At 41.1% G+C, this 14946-nt stretch carries 15 protein-coding genes; 12 read left to right on the top strand and 3 right to left on the bottom strand.

The genetic code is table 11. The features are described from left to right. Positions 1 to 36: 36 nt before the first annotated feature. From CYO90_RS08660 to CYO90_RS08650, 3 genes are all read left to right on the top strand, one after another. Positions 37 to 1548: a DKNYY domain-containing protein gene (locus CYO90_RS08660; protein WP_103579201.1), complete on the top strand. Its 1512-nt coding sequence runs from the start codon at positions 37 to 39 to the stop codon at positions 1546 to 1548. Then, positions 1548 to 2993 (top strand): DKNYY domain-containing protein, encoded by a 1446-nt coding sequence (locus CYO90_RS08655; protein ID WP_103579200.1) that lies wholly within the window; start codon positions 1548 to 1550, stop codon positions 2991 to 2993. Before CYO90_RS08660 ends, CYO90_RS08655 begins: the two co-directional genes overlap by 1 nt. Before the next feature lie 126 nt (positions 2994 to 3119). Continuing rightward, positions 3120 to 5060: a BCCT family transporter gene (locus CYO90_RS08650; protein ID WP_103579199.1), complete on the top strand. Its 1941-nt coding sequence runs from the start codon at positions 3120 to 3122 to the stop codon at positions 5058 to 5060. A 534-nt stretch (positions 5061 to 5594) separates the two neighbouring features. Here the strand turns inward: CYO90_RS08650 and CYO90_RS10595 are convergent. Beyond that, positions 5595 to 5723, bottom strand: coding sequence for a hypothetical protein (locus tag CYO90_RS10595; protein WP_258030707.1), 129 nt, complete (start codon positions 5721 to 5723; stop codon positions 5595 to 5597). A gap of 103 nt (positions 5724 to 5826) precedes the next feature. On the opposite strand from CYO90_RS10595, the gene CYO90_RS08645 reads away from it, so the two are divergent. The 9 genes from CYO90_RS08645 to CYO90_RS08605 all read left to right on the top strand — a co-directional run bounded on the left by CYO90_RS08645 (position 5827) and on the right by CYO90_RS08605 (position 13108). Then, the gene (locus CYO90_RS08645; RefSeq protein WP_103579198.1) at positions 5827 to 6279 is read left to right on the top strand and encodes a hypothetical protein; all 453 of its coding nucleotides are present in this window, start codon (positions 5827 to 5829) and stop codon (positions 6277 to 6279) included. 152 nt (positions 6280 to 6431) lie between these two features. Further along, complete coding sequence (locus CYO90_RS08640; RefSeq protein ID WP_103579197.1) at positions 6432 to 7805, top strand: sodium-dependent transporter; 1374 nt, start codon at positions 6432 to 6434, stop codon at positions 7803 to 7805. A 3-nt stretch (positions 7806 to 7808) separates the two neighbouring features. Next, the gene (locus tag CYO90_RS08635) at positions 7809 to 8921 is read left to right on the top strand and encodes a hypothetical protein (RefSeq protein ID WP_103579196.1); all 1113 of its coding nucleotides are present in this window, start codon (positions 7809 to 7811) and stop codon (positions 8919 to 8921) included. 8 nt (positions 8922 to 8929) lie between these two features. After that, complete coding sequence (locus tag CYO90_RS08630) at positions 8930 to 10132, top strand: M48 family metallopeptidase (protein WP_103579195.1); 1203 nt, start codon at positions 8930 to 8932, stop codon at positions 10130 to 10132. Then, on the top strand, positions 10122 to 10934 hold the full coding sequence (gene prmC, locus CYO90_RS08625; RefSeq protein ID WP_103579194.1) for a peptide chain release factor N(5)-glutamine methyltransferase: 813 nt from the start codon (positions 10122 to 10124) through the stop codon (positions 10932 to 10934). Before CYO90_RS08630 ends, prmC begins: the two co-directional genes overlap by 11 nt. Positions 10935 to 10944: 10 nt before the next feature. Continuing rightward, a complete protein-coding gene (locus tag CYO90_RS08620; protein ID WP_103579193.1) occupies positions 10945 to 11424 on the top strand; it encodes a DUF4149 domain-containing protein in 480 nt (159 codons plus the stop codon). Then, on the top strand, positions 11408 to 12190 hold the full coding sequence (locus CYO90_RS08615; protein ID WP_103579192.1) for a threonine/serine exporter family protein: 783 nt from the start codon (positions 11408 to 11410) through the stop codon (positions 12188 to 12190). The genes CYO90_RS08620 and CYO90_RS08615 overlap by 17 nt, the downstream gene beginning before the upstream one ends. Further along, positions 12183 to 12698 carry a threonine/serine exporter family protein gene (locus CYO90_RS08610; protein WP_009293668.1) on the top strand — a complete coding sequence of 172 codons (516 nt, stop codon included), beginning with the start codon at positions 12183 to 12185 and terminating at the stop codon, positions 12696 to 12698. The genes CYO90_RS08615 and CYO90_RS08610 overlap by 8 nt, the downstream gene beginning before the upstream one ends. Positions 12699 to 12718: 20 nt before the next feature. Further along, positions 12719 to 13108: a YbgC/FadM family acyl-CoA thioesterase gene (locus CYO90_RS08605; RefSeq protein ID WP_103579191.1), complete on the top strand. Its 390-nt coding sequence runs from the start codon at positions 12719 to 12721 to the stop codon at positions 13106 to 13108. Between the two features lie 12 nt (positions 13109 to 13120). Here the strand turns inward: CYO90_RS08605 and CYO90_RS08600 are convergent, their stop codons facing one another. Continuing rightward, on the bottom strand, positions 13121 to 14401 hold the full coding sequence (locus CYO90_RS08600) for a hypothetical protein (RefSeq protein WP_103579190.1): 1281 nt from the start codon (positions 14399 to 14401) through the stop codon (positions 13121 to 13123). Beyond that, on the bottom strand, positions 14398 to 14946 hold a 549-nt coding region (locus tag CYO90_RS08595; RefSeq protein ID WP_103579189.1), incomplete at its 5' end, for a uracil-DNA glycosylase family protein. The genes CYO90_RS08600 and CYO90_RS08595, both read right to left, overlap by 4 nt.

The raw sequence follows: 14946 nt of genomic DNA, 5'->3' as shown, positions 1-14946 counted from the left end.
GATGAGGTCGCTAAATTTGTTTAAAACGGAGCTAAAATGCTAAAAAAACATCCGCTAATCTCTGTAATAATCGCCATTGTTGTGATATTTTTTGCTACCTACTTTTTTATCTTTGGGTTAGCTACTATTTTAGATGACGACATTGGCGATAGTAAAGAGCTAAATAATAGCTTTTTTTACGTCAAAGATGACAAGGTCTATGCCATGGTGCCAAGTGGTGGTGAATTTGAGCTAATAGGCGTGAGGGCCAGTAAATTTAGATACATTGACACTGGCAAATACGACAACAGAAACGTTGGCGCTAGCGATAAGGCGGTGTATTGCGGTAATCTCGTGATGAGCGGGCTTGATCCAAATGGCGTTAGAGCGCTTGGCAATGGCTACTTTGGCGATAGCAATGTAACATATTTTTGCGATAGCGAAAGCGAGACAAACCTCGAAATATCCGCACTTAAAGAGTTTTGGGACATCCTCTCACATAAAATGTTTAAAACCCCAAAAGCGCAAACCCATATCTATAAATTTAGGCAGGTTGATAACGCAAATTTAGCAGCGATCTTGGGCTTTGGCTACGCAAGTGACGGCGTGAAGGTCTATCATGAGGGCAAAGAGCTAGAGGGCGCAAATGCCAGCAAAATGCGCTACATCGAGCAGGCATCTGGCAGAAAGAGCATACATTTTACGACTGATGGGGAAAATGTCTATTACGACAGCACAAAGCTAAGGATCAAATTTAGCCCGCAAATGCGTGATATCGGCGAGATATGGCGCATTCACTATCTTTATGAGCCAAATTCTGGCATGGTCTATGCAAACGACCATGAATTTGACCCCAAATTTGCCCCATACGAGCCACTTTTTAACCTAAAAGATGAGCACTCCTATCACGCTCTTTTTCGCGGTAAAGACGGTATCTATCACTGGGAGCGAAAGTGGCAGTGGTATAACAGCATAGATGAGGGCGAGTTTGTAAGGGACGGAGATGATCCATTTAAAGGCGAGATAACGCCGCTATATGGCGACGTGGTGATAAGTGATGGCAAGACATATTTTTTAAAAACCTATGAAATTTGGCACAACACAAAACAAAACCATAGCCTAAGCTCACGCCATACGTCTATCGTTAGGCTTGATACAAAAGAACAGTGGCGAAAGATCGGCTTTGTAAGAAACGATGGCTACGGAGCAGTCTATGCAAACGGCGATAAGACCTATTATTTTGATAACGTCGGCTACGGCTGGCATTTTAACAGCAGTGTTTATGATATAAACGACCTTGGCGTGGTTGAAATTCTCACTCGTCCTTATGACTCAAATGTTGAGAATTTAAAACTTGATGAGATAGTAAAAATGGTAGATCAAGGCGCTATGGTACCAGCTGAGGGCGAGGTGGTGATCGATGCGATAAGCGACTTTGATGATTACTCGCAAAAATATGCCTACTGGATATTTCTTGCCATTGCATTTGTGGCTTCGGTAGTTGGCGCTATTTTTAAAAACAAAAAGCAAAAAAGCGAGCTTAAAAAAAGGGTGGATGACTATAGATAATGAGAAAAATTACTATTAGATTTGTTTATTTTTTAGTTATCTTGACGCTATTTTTTGTTTTGGCGATGCTTTATCTATGGCATGAGGGCGAGTATCAAAGAAGCTTTGCAAACATTGATAATAGCGAGTTTTACCGCTCACCTGAGGGTAAAATTTACGTTCAAATTTCAGGCAGCGGCAAGTATGAGCTAAAAGGCGTCGATGAGGCTAGTTTTAGGGTCTTAAAGCTAAAACACGCGTATGATTACTCAAACGTAGGGGCTGATAAAAATCACGTCTATTGCGCTAGAGAAATTTTGTCAGGACTTGATCCAAACAGCACAAAAGTGCTTGGCAATGGTTATCTAAGTGATGGTAAGATAAGCTATTATTGCGCTACTAGAAGCGAGAAAGAGGCGGGATTTAGCGAATTTGGCGCCATTATGAAAAACCTTGTTCACGTTTTTATAAAAAGCTACGATGATAGCCCTTATTTTTACAGGACAAAAAGGGTAGAAAGCACAAATTTAGAGCCTATATTTGACGCTGGCTTTGCAAGAGACGGAGCTACGCTTTACTACAAGGGCGAAAAGCTTGACGCAGATCCTAGTGAGCTAAGATACATCGCGACAGAAAGCGGCGCTGCTAGCGGATATTACACAGATGGCAAAAGCTTGTTTATGGGCTTTTATAGGCTTGATGCAAGCTACTCAGATGAGACGCGCCAGATATGCTACGATGCTAAGCACGATATAGAATATCTTTTTGAGCCAAAAAATGGAGCGGTGTTTGCAAATGAGCATAAATTTAGCGCTCAAAATATGCCTTATAGCGCCGTTTATAGCGTGGATAACGTGCATTCGTTTTGGCCTCTTTTTGCCAGCAAAGATGGAATTTACTTTTGGGATAGCACGAAAGACGAGCAGGCTAAAATTTCAGACTACCAGCTAAAAGGCGAGCTAAAAAGGCTCTATGCTGACGTTTTTGTAGATGATGGCTTGGCGTATTTCTTGCAGCAGGGCGAAGAGTGGCGGCGCTCAAAGCACGGCAGGCACTTAGAGGCGCAAACGGTCTCTTTATATAAATTTGCCACAAGCTCATCTTGGCGTGAGATAGGGCTGGTAAAAGATGGCGAGTATGGCGCGGTCTATACAAACGGCGAGAAGGTCTATTTTTTTAGCAAGATAAAGCCATTTTATGGCATAAAGCATAGCGTTTATGAGGTGGTGGATCCTGGCGTCATAGAAATTTTAACAAGAGCGTCTAAAGAGCTTAGCGCAAAAGATATCAGCGATATGATAAAACGCGGCGAGTTAGTGGAGGCAAGCGGCGAAGAGGTCGCAAGATCTAGGATAGAGTATGACTCACCAAAGATCATTTTGTATATCACATTTGGTATCGCTTTTGTCGTCATAGTGCTAATAACTCTTGCAAAACCAAAGAGAGATAAAAGCGACTTGAGATAAATTTCAAAGTGGCTATTTTTGGTGGCTAAAGCTTAAAATTTCATAAAAAATTTAAAGAGAAAATTTGACCTATTTACTCTTTTTTGTTAGTTTGAAAGGAAGCTAAAATTTACAAAAAGGAGAAAAATGTTCAAATTTCAAAAATCAAAATTTAACAATTCAGTATTTATCCCATCGCTTGTTATCATAGTTTTAATAACGGCATTTGCAGCGATATTTCCAAATTTCTCAAATGAGTTTTTTAAGGGTATGCAAAACTACATCGCGGCCAAATTTGGCTGGTTTTATATCCTAGTCGTTGCCGTCATATTGCTAAGTGTCATAATCCTTGGTTTTAGTAAGCTTGGTGAGATCAAGCTTGGAGCTGATCACGTAAAGCCAGAGCACAAAAATATCTCGTGGTTTTCTATGCTTTTTGCCGCTGGCATGGGCATAGGTCTAGTATTTTTTGGTGTGGCCGAGCCGCTCATGCACTATCTAAACCCACCAGTTGGCGACGCGCAAACTATCGCAGCGCAAAAGCTTGCGTTGAATATCACATTTTTTCACTGGGGCATGGGCGCATGGTCGGTCTATGCTATCGTAGCGCTAATCCTCGCCTTTTTCTCATATAGGCACGGCTTGCCACTCACGCTTAGATCGGCATTTTATCCGATCATCGGAGATAAAATTTACGGCAAGATAGGTAGTGCTATCGATACATTTGCCGTAGTGGCGACCCTTTTTGGTGTGGCGACCTCTCTGGGATACGGCGTACTTCAGGTAAATGCTGGCCTTACGCACGTTTTTGGTCTGCCGACCATGCATATCACGCTTCTAATAGTGCTTTGTCTAGCTGCGACCATCTCAGCGGCAAGTGGCGTGGATAAGGGCATCAAAATCTTATCAAACGCAAATATCGCGCTAGCTATATGTTTTATGTTTTTGATACTATTTTTGGGCGATACGACGCAGCTTTTAAAGTCGTTTGTGCAAAACAGCGGCGACTACGTTTCTACGCTCATTTCAAACACTTTTAACCTCTACGCCTACGAGAGGCAAAACGAGAGCTGGCTTGGTGGCTGGACGCTGCTATACTGGGCTTGGTGGCTATCTTGGTCGCCGTTTGTGGGGCTTTTTATCGCTAAAATTTCAAAGGGTAGGACGATAAGAGAATTTGTCATAGGCGTGCTTTTAGTGCCAACTGGCTTTACCTTTGCTTGGATGAGCTTCTTTGGTAACTCGGCGATCGCGCTTGTTCAAAATGGCTTTAGCCAGCTAGCAACCACCGTAAATTCAGACTCAGCCTCAGCGCTATTTATGTTTTTAGAGAAATTTAGCTTCTCAGGCGTGCTAAGCGTGATCGCAGTCTTTATGATCGTCATATTTTTCGTAACTTCAGCAGACTCAGCAGCGATCGTTATGAACATGCTTTGCTCAAACGGCAAAGACGATACACCAGTTTGGCAAAAGGTCTTTTGGGGCGTTGCAGTAGGCATCGTGGCGGCATTTTTGATGTTAGCTGGCGGACTTGCCTCACTTCAAGCACTTACGATCACCACAGCACTGCCGTTTGCGATCGTGCTACTTGGCGCCATTTACGGGCTATTTAAGGCGTTGCGCGTGGATCTAACTAAAAAAGAGACAAATAACTTTAGTAATATGCCTCTTAGCGATCTTTCAAAGCCGTGGCAAGAGCGCCTAAGTGCGATCATCACGCTTCCAGGCAAGAAAGATGGCAAGAAATTTTTAAACGAAGTCGTGCTAAAAGCCTTTAATGAGCTAAAAGAGGAATTTGCCAAAAACGGCCTTGAAGCAAAGGTCACAAATGGCGAAAATTTTGTAAATTTAAACGTTGGACTTGGCGATGAGATGGACTTTAGATATGGTGTCTATCTCACCAAAAGCCAGAGCCCAGACTACACCAGAGAGCTTGACGGCGATGATCTTTACTACAGGGCTGAAGTCTATCTAAAAGAGGGCGGTCAGGACTACGATGTGCTTGGCTGGAGCGAAGCCACGCTGATAAACGATGTCATCGAACAATACCGCAAACACATGCAATTTTTACACGTCGTTAGAGAGTAAAATTGAATATAAATTTATAAGATTATTAGCCGCATGCAGTGCGCCAGCACTATTGCATGCACCTCTAACGTTGTCGGGGTTAGGGGATTGTTAAGGGGGAAGAGAGCTCTTTTGCTTTGCGAACTCGCAACTGCAAGCAGACCGTAATTCAAGCCTCTTCCCCCTTAACAAAGAAACAAAACTTTAAATTCCTAAAAAATCTACTTTTGCAAATTTTAAAATTCTATTCACTCACAAGAATTGACTACTAAAATTTGGCTTCGCTTACAGCTTGGCTCAAATTTTAGAGCCGAAATTACTCGCTCATGAAAATTTAAAATTTGCTAGACTTTTTAGCCGCATGTGGCACGATAGTGCTATCGCATGCACCTCTAACGTGCGAGGGGTTTTTACTCGGGCTTCGCCTCGTAACTGAAAGCAGACGGGGGATTTAAAAAGGGGGATAAGGGGACGGCTTCGTAACTTGAGTCCCCTTGTCTCCCTTTTTGGTAAATTTATATCACAAAACAAATTTTAAAACTTTACTCACTCGCCTTAGCAGACTACTAAATTTAGGTCTCGTAGCCACTCGCCACTAAATTTAGAGCCGTGATATGCTCGCTCATAAATTTTAAAATTTGCCTGACACTTACCCGATGATAACCCACATACTGCGCTACGCACAGGTTTTGATAGGCAAAGTCGAAAAATTACATTAAATGCTTAAATAAAATTTTATATAATCCCTCTTTTGCAAAGGTCTTGCAACTTTACAAAAAGGAGACAAATGAGCCAGAAAAATCCAGTTTCAAATTTTACTTCAGCTGATGATGAGGTGCTTGCTTTTTTGTCAAATTTGGGTCAAAAATGGTGCAAAAGCGATGATGTAGCAAATTTTATAGAGCGAAATTTTACCTTTGTTGGTTCAAAACCGCTTTTACAAAATTTAAAAGATTATAAAACGGCTGATTATAAAAATTTTGCTGATATTAAAAATTTTCTAGGCTCACATATAGACATTCAAAGTAAAATTTTAAGCAGCGAGATAGGCTACATTGGTGATGGTCTAACTAGCCTAGAGCTTAAATTTGCGCCTGAATACTTTTACTATTTTTTAAAATTTATGGTTGAAAATATTGCGCAACATCACTATTTTTGCAGCCAAAAAGGGGATTGGATCTTGCTAATTGCAATGGAGGGATACGTAGAATTTGGCGTTTTAGATAAACAAATTTTTTGATTAAATTTACACGCAAATTTAAAAATAAATTCCGTCCATAAAAGTCCTAAAATTTAGCAAAAAAGTCAAATTTACACGCAAACATCGCCTTTTGCTAGCAAAATTTAATCATTTTTTTTATATAATCCAAATTTTTCACAAAGGTAGATAATATGGATAGAAAATCGTGGAGTTCAAGACTTACATACATTTTAGCTGTTGCAGGGGCTACGGTCGGCTTTGGCGCGACATGGCGGTTTCCTTACTTGGTTGGTCAAAACGGCGGTGGAGCCTATGTTTTGGTATTTTGCATAGCGATGATAGTCATTGGTATTCCTATGATTTTGGTTGAAAACGCCATCGGCAGGCGCCTAAAGTGCAACGCCGTTGATGCATTTGGTGGCACAGTAAATGGCAAAAAGATCAGCAAAAAGTGGCAGATAGTGGGCTGGATGGGTCTTGTTGGCGCATTTGGCATCATGGCTTATTATATGGTTATCGGCGGCTGGGTTTTAAACTATATCGCTCAAATTTCATTTGGCTTGCTTGATCTCTCGCACATCGTGAGCTTTGAGCAAACTAGCGCATTTTACGAGCAAAATATCGTCAGCAACCCGCTAGCCATCAGCTTTGCGACCCTTGTTTTTGTCCTGGTTAATTACGCTATCTTGGTGCAAGGCGCAGTTGGCGGCATCGAGCGCTCAGCAAAATATCTAATGCCACTGCTTTTTATCCTAATGCTCGTCATGATCGCTAAAAACATCACGCTTGGGGGTGCGATGAGTGGTGTGAAATTTTACTTAACGCCTGATTTTTCAAAGATAAGCTTAAAGCTTTTTGTCGAGGTTTTGGGGCAGGTTTTCTTTGCGCTTTCGCTTGGATTTGGCGTGATGATAACGCTCTCAAGCTTTGTTAAAAAAGACGAAGGCTTAGTTAAAATTTCTATCATCACAGGCATCTTAAACACCGTCATAGCCGTGCTTGCTGGCTTTATGATATTCCCGTCGCTCTTTAGCTACGGCGTCTCGCCAGATAGTGGTCCTAGCCTAGTTTTCAAGTCGCTTCCGATCGTCTTTTCGCACATGCCTTTTGGCGGATTTTTTGCGGTTGCATTTTTTGCGCTTCTTATGATCGCTGCGCTTACGACGTCGCTGCCGATATATGAAGTGATCATTACCACACTGCAAGAGAAATTTAAGATAAAACGCAAAAAAGCGATATTTTTAGTGCTTAGCGTCATCTTCGTGCTTGGGAATTTACCATCACTTATGGCTACAAATTTGCTAAGTCATGTGAGCATTTTTGGTAAAAATATCTTCGACGCATACGACGCGATAAGTGCAACGATATTTTTCGTGCTGACCTCACTTGGATGTGCGATATTTGTCGGCTGGGTGCTAAAAGACGAAGCAAAAAAAGAGATCTTGCAGGGCAGCGAAAAATACGCAAAGCTTATAAATATTTGGTTTTTTTATATCAAATTTATCGTGCCTTTTGTCATTTTGGTGCTATTTATCAGTAGTTTTTACGACAACTTTTTGAAGTAAAATATGCGTGAGCTTGTAAATTTTGATAGCGGTGAGCGCCTAAGACTTAGCGTAGAGGGTAATGCTTTAGCGAGCGTGAGCCAAAAAGGTGGCAAAACAAAGCAGAGTAAAAAAGAATTTGCAAGCATTGATGAGGCTAAAAAAGCCTGCGTCAAAAAAGAGTGGGAGAGCCTAAAAAAGGGCTTTATATTGCAAGATAGCGAGGCAAAAACAGGTGAAGCGAGTCTGCACGTTTATATCGGTGGTGGATACACTGGAGCGCTCTCGTTTGCAGGCTTAAGAGATGAAATTTACGTTTATAAAAGTGGCGGTCAAAAAGATGGCGGCAAGCCTAGCGATCTTTTGGTGAGGCTTGATCGAAGCGTCGTTATAAAAGAGCAGATCGCCTTGCCAAAGCCGCTTGCGTGGCATGTCCAGTGTGCAAGCGAAAATTTACTTTTAGACCTTGATCATGAAATTTACATTTTTGAGCCAAAAGAGGCTAAATTTCGTGAAATTTTAGCCGAGCAAAATGTTAAAAAAGGTAGCGAGATAGCGAGCTTTATCTGCGCTTCAAATGATGGGGCGGTTTTTGGCATGTTTGGGCAGATTTTTACTTTTTTCAATGGTAAAATTTCAAAACTTGGCGAGTATAAATGTGCTACAAAAAACCACGTGCCGATACTTTGCGCAGCTCTTAGTGCGGATGCTAGCATGCTTGCGCTTTGCACCAAAGAAAATGAGCTACAAATTTTAAACGCAAAAAGTGGCGAAATTTTAAGCGAGCTAAGAGCAGAATTTGGCGTGCTTGATAAAATTTGCTTTTTGGATGAAAGCACACTTTTGCTTAGGCAGTATCTTGAAAGCAAGCTATTTTGCCTTGATATCAAGAGTGCAAAGGTGACAAAGCAGCCTTGGATAAAGGATGAGTATCTAAGAGCGAGCGAGTTTTGCGTGGACGGCGGCAAGCTTGTGGTGATAGATCAAAGCAGGGGCTACGCTATTGATCTAAAAAGTGGCGACGTGAGGGCGGAATTTACGCTAGATCACGTTGTGAAAAACTGCGAGGCTAAATTTATAGATGGCAAGCTCGCAGTTAGAACGGACTACGGCTGCTTTAGTCTTTATGAAATTTAAGGGAGAATATGTTTTATACACTTTTATCTATTTACATTTTTTATGTGATTTTTAAACTTTTTTTGGCGAATTTACAGATCGGCTTTGTAAGAGCTGAAGCTAAAAAAGAGCCAGTCGTGCTTGAAGAGAGTGAATACAAAAACGCCGCAGTTGCCGCCGTGACAAACCTAAAATTTGAAATTTTTAGCCTCATTTATCACGCCGTTATCTTCTTTGCGTGGATAAGCTTTGGGCTAAAGATGCTCTCAAGCGTTTGCCTAAAAGATGGCACTACGTTTGAAAATATCATCTTTGTGATGAGCTTTTTGCTGATCTCATCGCTTCTTGATCTACCACTAAATATCTACGAGAGCTTTGTAAAGGACAAAAAACTTGGCTTTTCAAATATGAGCGCAAAGATATTTTTGATCGATACCATTAAGTCGCTAGCACTAATGCTCATTTTTGGCTCGGCTTTCGTCTGGCTCGTGCTTTTATGTATAAATTTTCTTGGGGAGTTTTGGTGGTTTTGGGCATTTTTACTAAGTTTTGGCATCGCTTTAATTATAAATTTGATATATCCAACGCTTATCGCGCCTATCTTTAACAAGATGTCGCCGCTTGAAGATGGCGAGCTAAAGGGCAAGATAGAGGGTTTGCTTAAAAAATGTGGCTTTAAAAGTAGCGGCGTTTTTACGATAGATGCTAGCAAGCGCGACAACCGCTTAAATGCCTATTTTGGCGGGCTTGGAGCGACAAAGCGAGTGGTGCTTTTTGACACGCTGATAAAAAAGCTAAGCACCGCGGAGATCGTGGCAGTTTTGGGGCACGAGCTTGGGCACTTTAAGCATAAAGATATCCTAAAAATGATAGCGCTAAGTGCGGTAATGCTATTTTGTCTATTTTTTATCTTTGGAAACGTTGGCACAAGCGCATACGAGGCGATAGGACTAGGGCAAAATGGCGCTAGTATCATTATCTTTTTGGTGCTTTTCTCGCCTATTTTTAGCTTTCTTTTTTCGCCGATCATCTCGCACTTTAGCCGTAAAAATGAATTTGGCGCAGATAGGTTTTCAAAAGAAATTTCAAACAAAACCGACATGATAAACGCCCTAACTAAGCTTGGCAGCGAAAACAAAGCATTTCCAAAGTCGCACTGGCTTTACTCATTTGTCTATCACTCGCACCCAAGCCTTTTTGAGCGAATAAATGAGCTAGAAAATGAGAGTTGAAGAGGCGCTTAAAGAGGCAAATTTAAGGCTAAAGCCACTTTGTGAGAACCCAAGCAGGGTGGCTAAAATTTTGCTCATGAGCTACCTTGATGTGAGCATCGAGTGGATATTTTTAAACCAAAAGAGCGAATTTGACGATGTCGGCTACTTTGCCCTTGTAAAGCGCTTTGAAAACTACGAGCCGCTTGAGTACATTACTGGCAAGGCTGGCTTTTATGGACTGGAGTTTGAGGTAGAAAGTGGCGTTTTGATACCGCGCCCTGAGACTGAAATTTTGGTTGATAAAGTGCTAGAGATAGCAAGCGGCTACAAAGCGCCAAAGATCGCTGAGATCGGCACTGGTAGCGGGATAATAAGCGTCATGCTAGCTCTAAAAACAAACGCTAAAATAGTAGCCACCGATATAAACGAAAAGGCTCTAAAACTAGCCAAAAAAAATGCGCTTAAATTTAATGTAAGTGATAAAATCGACTTTGTAAAATGCTCATATATCGATGAAATTTCAGGCGATATCGACATCTTGGTCTCAAACCCGCCATATATCGCGCGAGACTATAAGCTTGATAAATTTGTGATAAACGAGCCGCATAAGGCGCTATTTGGCGGCGAGGTCGGAGATGAAATTTTAAAAAACATCATCCTTATCGCTAGAAATCGCAGCATAAAAAATATCGCCTGCGAGATGGGCTATGATCAAAGAGCGAGCATGGAGATGGCGCTAAAATTTAACGGCTTCAAAAGTGCTTTTTACAAGGACTTGGCGGGCTTTGACAGGGGCTTTTGCGCGAGATTAAAACTATAAAGGAGAGAGATTGAGAAGTATCTATTTTTTACTATTAGCAGCGGTGATCGGCACTGAGCTAACGCTTGGAATTTTGGTCGCGCCAGTCATATTTTTCCCACAAAGCATCATAGGCGAGGGGGTGCTCACGCATTTTATGAGCGGACAGATGATGACAAAGATATTTTTAAAATTTAACTATGTTTTGCTATTTGTAAGCGCATTTGTGGCAGTTAGCGAGCTCTTTGATCTAAGAAAGAAGCTTGCATTTTCGCTAAAATTTAGCACATTTATGCTCTCGTTTTTAAACTTAGCCCTAGCGCTAAGCTTTGTCTTTATCTTTACGCCTTTTATCGTGCAGGCTCAGGGTCTAGGTGCTGATGCAACGCAGACAGCGGAATTTGCCAAGATGCATAGCGCAAGCGAATATGTGATGAAAGTGATGCTTGTTTTGCAACTCATTTTGTTTTTTGTGAAATTTAAAATCAGCCAAGATGAACGCCAAGCCTGATATCCAAATCTTAACAAATTTCCTAGCCGAATACACGACAGCGATGGTGAGCGCTGGCACATACACTGCGCGCGTAGAAAAGTGCGTCGACCGCATAGCTAATCACTACGGCTACGACGTTAGCGTGACTATTTTTGTGAAGTATTTTACCATTAGCGTCATGGACTCGCAGGATAACTCCTTGCGCCGAACTTATGTGAGAAAGATCCCTCTAGGGCAGGTTAGCTTTAACAGAATTTCTGAGCTATCATCGCTTAGCTGGCAAATTTTAGACGAGGGCTTAAGTTTAGATGAAGCTAAAGAGAGCTTTGAGGGCGTGATGAGTGTCAGTGCAAATAAATTTGCTAGCTCGCTTATCTTAATAAGCCTTGCAAATGCGGCATTTTGCAGACTTTTTGGAGGTGATGCTGGCTCTGTTGTTTGCATATTTTTTGCAACGCTTGTTGGCTACACTCTTAAATTTGCCCTTGCGAAAATGGGCGTAAATTTAAAAGTTCAATACGTCCTTACATCCTTTGTCGTCTCATTTATCGCCTACCTTGGCGTATCTTACGGACTTACGCACACAAGCGATGTGGCGATAGGCTCGTCTGTGCTCTTTATGATGCCTGGCGTTTTTCTCATAAATTCAGTCTTTGACATCCTAAATGACAACACCCTTGTTGGCATCAGTAGAGCCATAAGCACGGGCATCCTCATACTTTGCATGGCTGTTGGTGTCTATATCACGCTAACGCTCAGCAGTGCGGAGATATTAAATGTTTGAGCTTTTGAGTGAAACGCTTGTAGATGCTGGCTTTGCTGCGGTGGCTGGACTTGGCTTTGCCTATGCTAGCTCACCTCCAAAAAGAACTCTCATCTTTTGCGCCTTGCTCGCTGCATTTGCGCATGCTAGCCGCTTTTGGATAATGCAGATGGGATTTTTTAACATCAGTGTCGCAACGCTCATCGTCTCTTTTATGAGTGGAATTTTAGGCATGCTCTTTGCCAAACGGCTAAAGGTGCCAGCTGAGATTATCGCATTTCCAGCGCTTTTGCCGATGGTGCCAGGAGTTTTTGCATATAAAGGGATCTTGGCACTTTTTTCATTTTTAAATGAGACAAGCATCGCTAAGAAAAATGAGTATTTGATCATATTTTTTGATAACGCTATCACGACTACGACGGTCTCACTAGCCTTAGGTGTGGGCGTTTCGGTAGTGCTTATCTTGTTTTATGATCAATCACTTACGATAACTAGAGGCGCTAAAGGCAAGCCTAGTAAGAGCAAATGAAAATTTAAAGGAGCTTTGCTGTGAAGATAAGAATTTATTACGAAGATACCGATGCAGGCGGCATCGTCTATCATACAAACTATATTAAATATTGCGAGCGAGCCAGAAGTGAGGCGTTTTTTGAGGCTGGGCTAAATTTCACAAAAGAGGGCGGATACTTTGTCGTTTCAGCTCTTGAGGCTAAATTTCTCGCTTCAGCCGTGCTTGGTGATGAGGTTTTTGTGAGAACAAAGCTCATAGAGCTTAAAAAGGCGAGCCTTGTTTTAGAGCAAGAAATTTATAAATTTGGTGAAAAAGATGCCGAAAAAGTGCTCTTTAAAGCGAATATCACGCTAGCTTTTATGAAAAATGGCAGGCTAGCAAAGATAGATGAGAGCATGAAAACTTTTATAAATGAGGTTAAATTTTAGCAAGCAAAACTGCTAAATCCCGCTTGTGCTGTTTTGCTCCTGCGAATTTACCTCATTAAAGTGATCGCTTTTTGTATCATAAATTTTCACATCATATAAAACTTGCGAGCCCTCAATCCTCTCAGCAAAAATTTTGCTGGCACTTTTGTTTATGAAATTTGTATAGATATACTCCACTCCCAGCGCACTTGAGTAGCCGATCTGTGAGTATCTAAAATCAACTCCAAAAAGATCCCCAAGCCCTAAAAATCTCTCATCAAGCGAATTTAGCGAATTTGCCACAAAGAGGTTTTGTCTATCTCTTTGCGTGATAGCGCTAAAAATATTTGGCAAGAAATTTATCTGCGTGCTTAAAAGCGCGTAAGGCTTTATCTCAAAGCCTCTCATCTGTGTTGCCACAAGGGAGGCTTTAACTATAGGGATGTTTAAAAAGACGCTTGCGTTATCAAATTTAGACTTTTTGCTCAAAGTGTTGTTTAAATTTATATCTTTGCCAGTGATCGAGCTTTCGTAGTAGTCATTGCTTTGCATGCGTACATACTCGTTTAGCTTTTGTGCTAGCGCGCTGCCATCGTCAAAGGCGACTATTTTTTCGTTGGCAAAAGCCAGCAGGGCTGAAATTTGAGCTTTATAATCAACTCCACCAAAGATCAAATTTGGCTTTGGAGCTGTCACAAAAGAGCTATGAACGCTTGGGATGTAGATGAGTTCGTTTGGCAGGATGAGAGAATTTACTATGTTTGCGCCATTTTGAGTAAGGGCTGCTATGAAATAGATAAAGCCCTCGTTTCTAGCGTTTTGAAGCGCATTTTGAAGGCTAGCCAAACTTTCGTCGCTGCTATTTATAAATTTCACTTCAACATTTGCATCTTGTTTTAAGATGTAGCTTAGAATCGCGTTTGATACGACATTTGCGTATGATTTTATAACCTTTTGAGGGATGATGACTGCTATCTTGTCGCTTTGCGCAAGCTTTAAAACCATCTCTCCGCCAAGCGAAGCGTAAAGGTCTAAAAGTGCCTTGTCATCTATCTTTGCTGGCTCAAATCTCGCCATAAAGCTAGATAACATATCGCTTTTTACAAGCTCATTTAGGCAAGAGCTATCACAAAATTCTGGCTCTAAATTTATGTAAGTGATCTTTGCTGGCGGTATGCTTGAGAGGCTTTGATTTTTAGTGATGTTGCTTTCAAATTTTGCCTCAGTGATCTCGTCTTGCATCTCGCTTATGGCTTCATTTTGCGCTGCAAAAAGGCTTACAAATATAACTAAAAAAAGAAAAATTCTTTTCATATCACTCCCTTGATTTTTTTCAAATCATCTATAAAATTTTCTTCAAAACTTGGATTTTTACTGATCCACTCTGGTGAAAAGGTTGGCATTATAAACCTATCATCATCTTTTAAAATGCTCCCTCTTATGCTTGAAAATCCGCCCTTTGAGAGCAAATTTGGATAAAGATGCATAAAAGCTTCCTCTCCTAAAGTGATGATAATTTTTGGCTTAATAAGCCTTATCTCTTCTAAAAGATATGGTCTACAAAGCTCAAACGAGCTCTTTAGAGCTTGATCTTTCGCGTCACTATTTGAAATTTCACAGCGCAAAAGCAAGCTTATATAGACACTATCTTTTTCTAAATTTAAGCCATTATTTATAGCTTTTTCTAAAATTTTGCCGCTTGTGCCTTCAAAATAATCATCTTTTTTGCAAAGCGAGATAAACATTATCTTGCTATTTTTATCGCCAAAGCCAGTAAAAACGCACTTTGAGCTATTTCTTAAAAAGCAAAGAGAGCACTTTTTTATCTCACTATTTAGCTCGTCTATGCTGTTATAATC

It is taken from the genome of Campylobacter concisus (genome assembly GCF_002913745.1).
Lineage (GTDB): Bacteria > Campylobacterota > Campylobacteria > Campylobacterales > Campylobacteraceae > Campylobacter_A > Campylobacter_A concisus_R.
This window is presented reverse-complemented; position numbering and strand designations above follow the sequence as displayed.

What these genes read in the sequence shown, in the direction of transcription:
- CYO90_RS08600 (WP_103579190.1), bottom strand. Translation starts at nt 14,401, where the DNA reads ATGAAAAGAATTTTTCTTTTTTTAGTTATATTTGTAAGCCTTTTTGCA.
- CYO90_RS08630 (WP_103579195.1), top strand. Translation starts at nt 8,930, where the DNA reads ATGTTTTATACACTTTTATCTATTTACATTTTTTATGTGATTTTTAAA.
- CYO90_RS08650 (WP_103579199.1), top strand. Translation starts at nt 3,120, where the DNA reads ATGTTCAAATTTCAAAAATCAAAATTTAACAATTCAGTATTTATCCCA.
- CYO90_RS08640 (WP_103579197.1), top strand. Translation starts at nt 6,432, where the DNA reads ATGGATAGAAAATCGTGGAGTTCAAGACTTACATACATTTTAGCTGTT.
- CYO90_RS08610 (WP_009293668.1), top strand. Translation starts at nt 12,183, where the DNA reads ATGTTTGAGCTTTTGAGTGAAACGCTTGTAGATGCTGGCTTTGCTGCG.
- CYO90_RS08635 (WP_103579196.1), top strand. Translation starts at nt 7,809, where the DNA reads ATGCGTGAGCTTGTAAATTTTGATAGCGGTGAGCGCCTAAGACTTAGC.
- prmC (WP_103579194.1), top strand. Translation starts at nt 10,122, where the DNA reads ATGAGAGTTGAAGAGGCGCTTAAAGAGGCAAATTTAAGGCTAAAGCCA.
- CYO90_RS08655 (WP_103579200.1), top strand. Translation starts at nt 1,548, where the DNA reads ATGAGAAAAATTACTATTAGATTTGTTTATTTTTTAGTTATCTTGACG.
- CYO90_RS08645 (WP_103579198.1), top strand. Translation starts at nt 5,827, where the DNA reads ATGAGCCAGAAAAATCCAGTTTCAAATTTTACTTCAGCTGATGATGAG.
- CYO90_RS08660 (WP_103579201.1), top strand. Translation starts at nt 37, where the DNA reads ATGCTAAAAAAACATCCGCTAATCTCTGTAATAATCGCCATTGTTGTG.
- CYO90_RS08615 (WP_103579192.1), top strand. Translation starts at nt 11,408, where the DNA reads ATGAACGCCAAGCCTGATATCCAAATCTTAACAAATTTCCTAGCCGAA.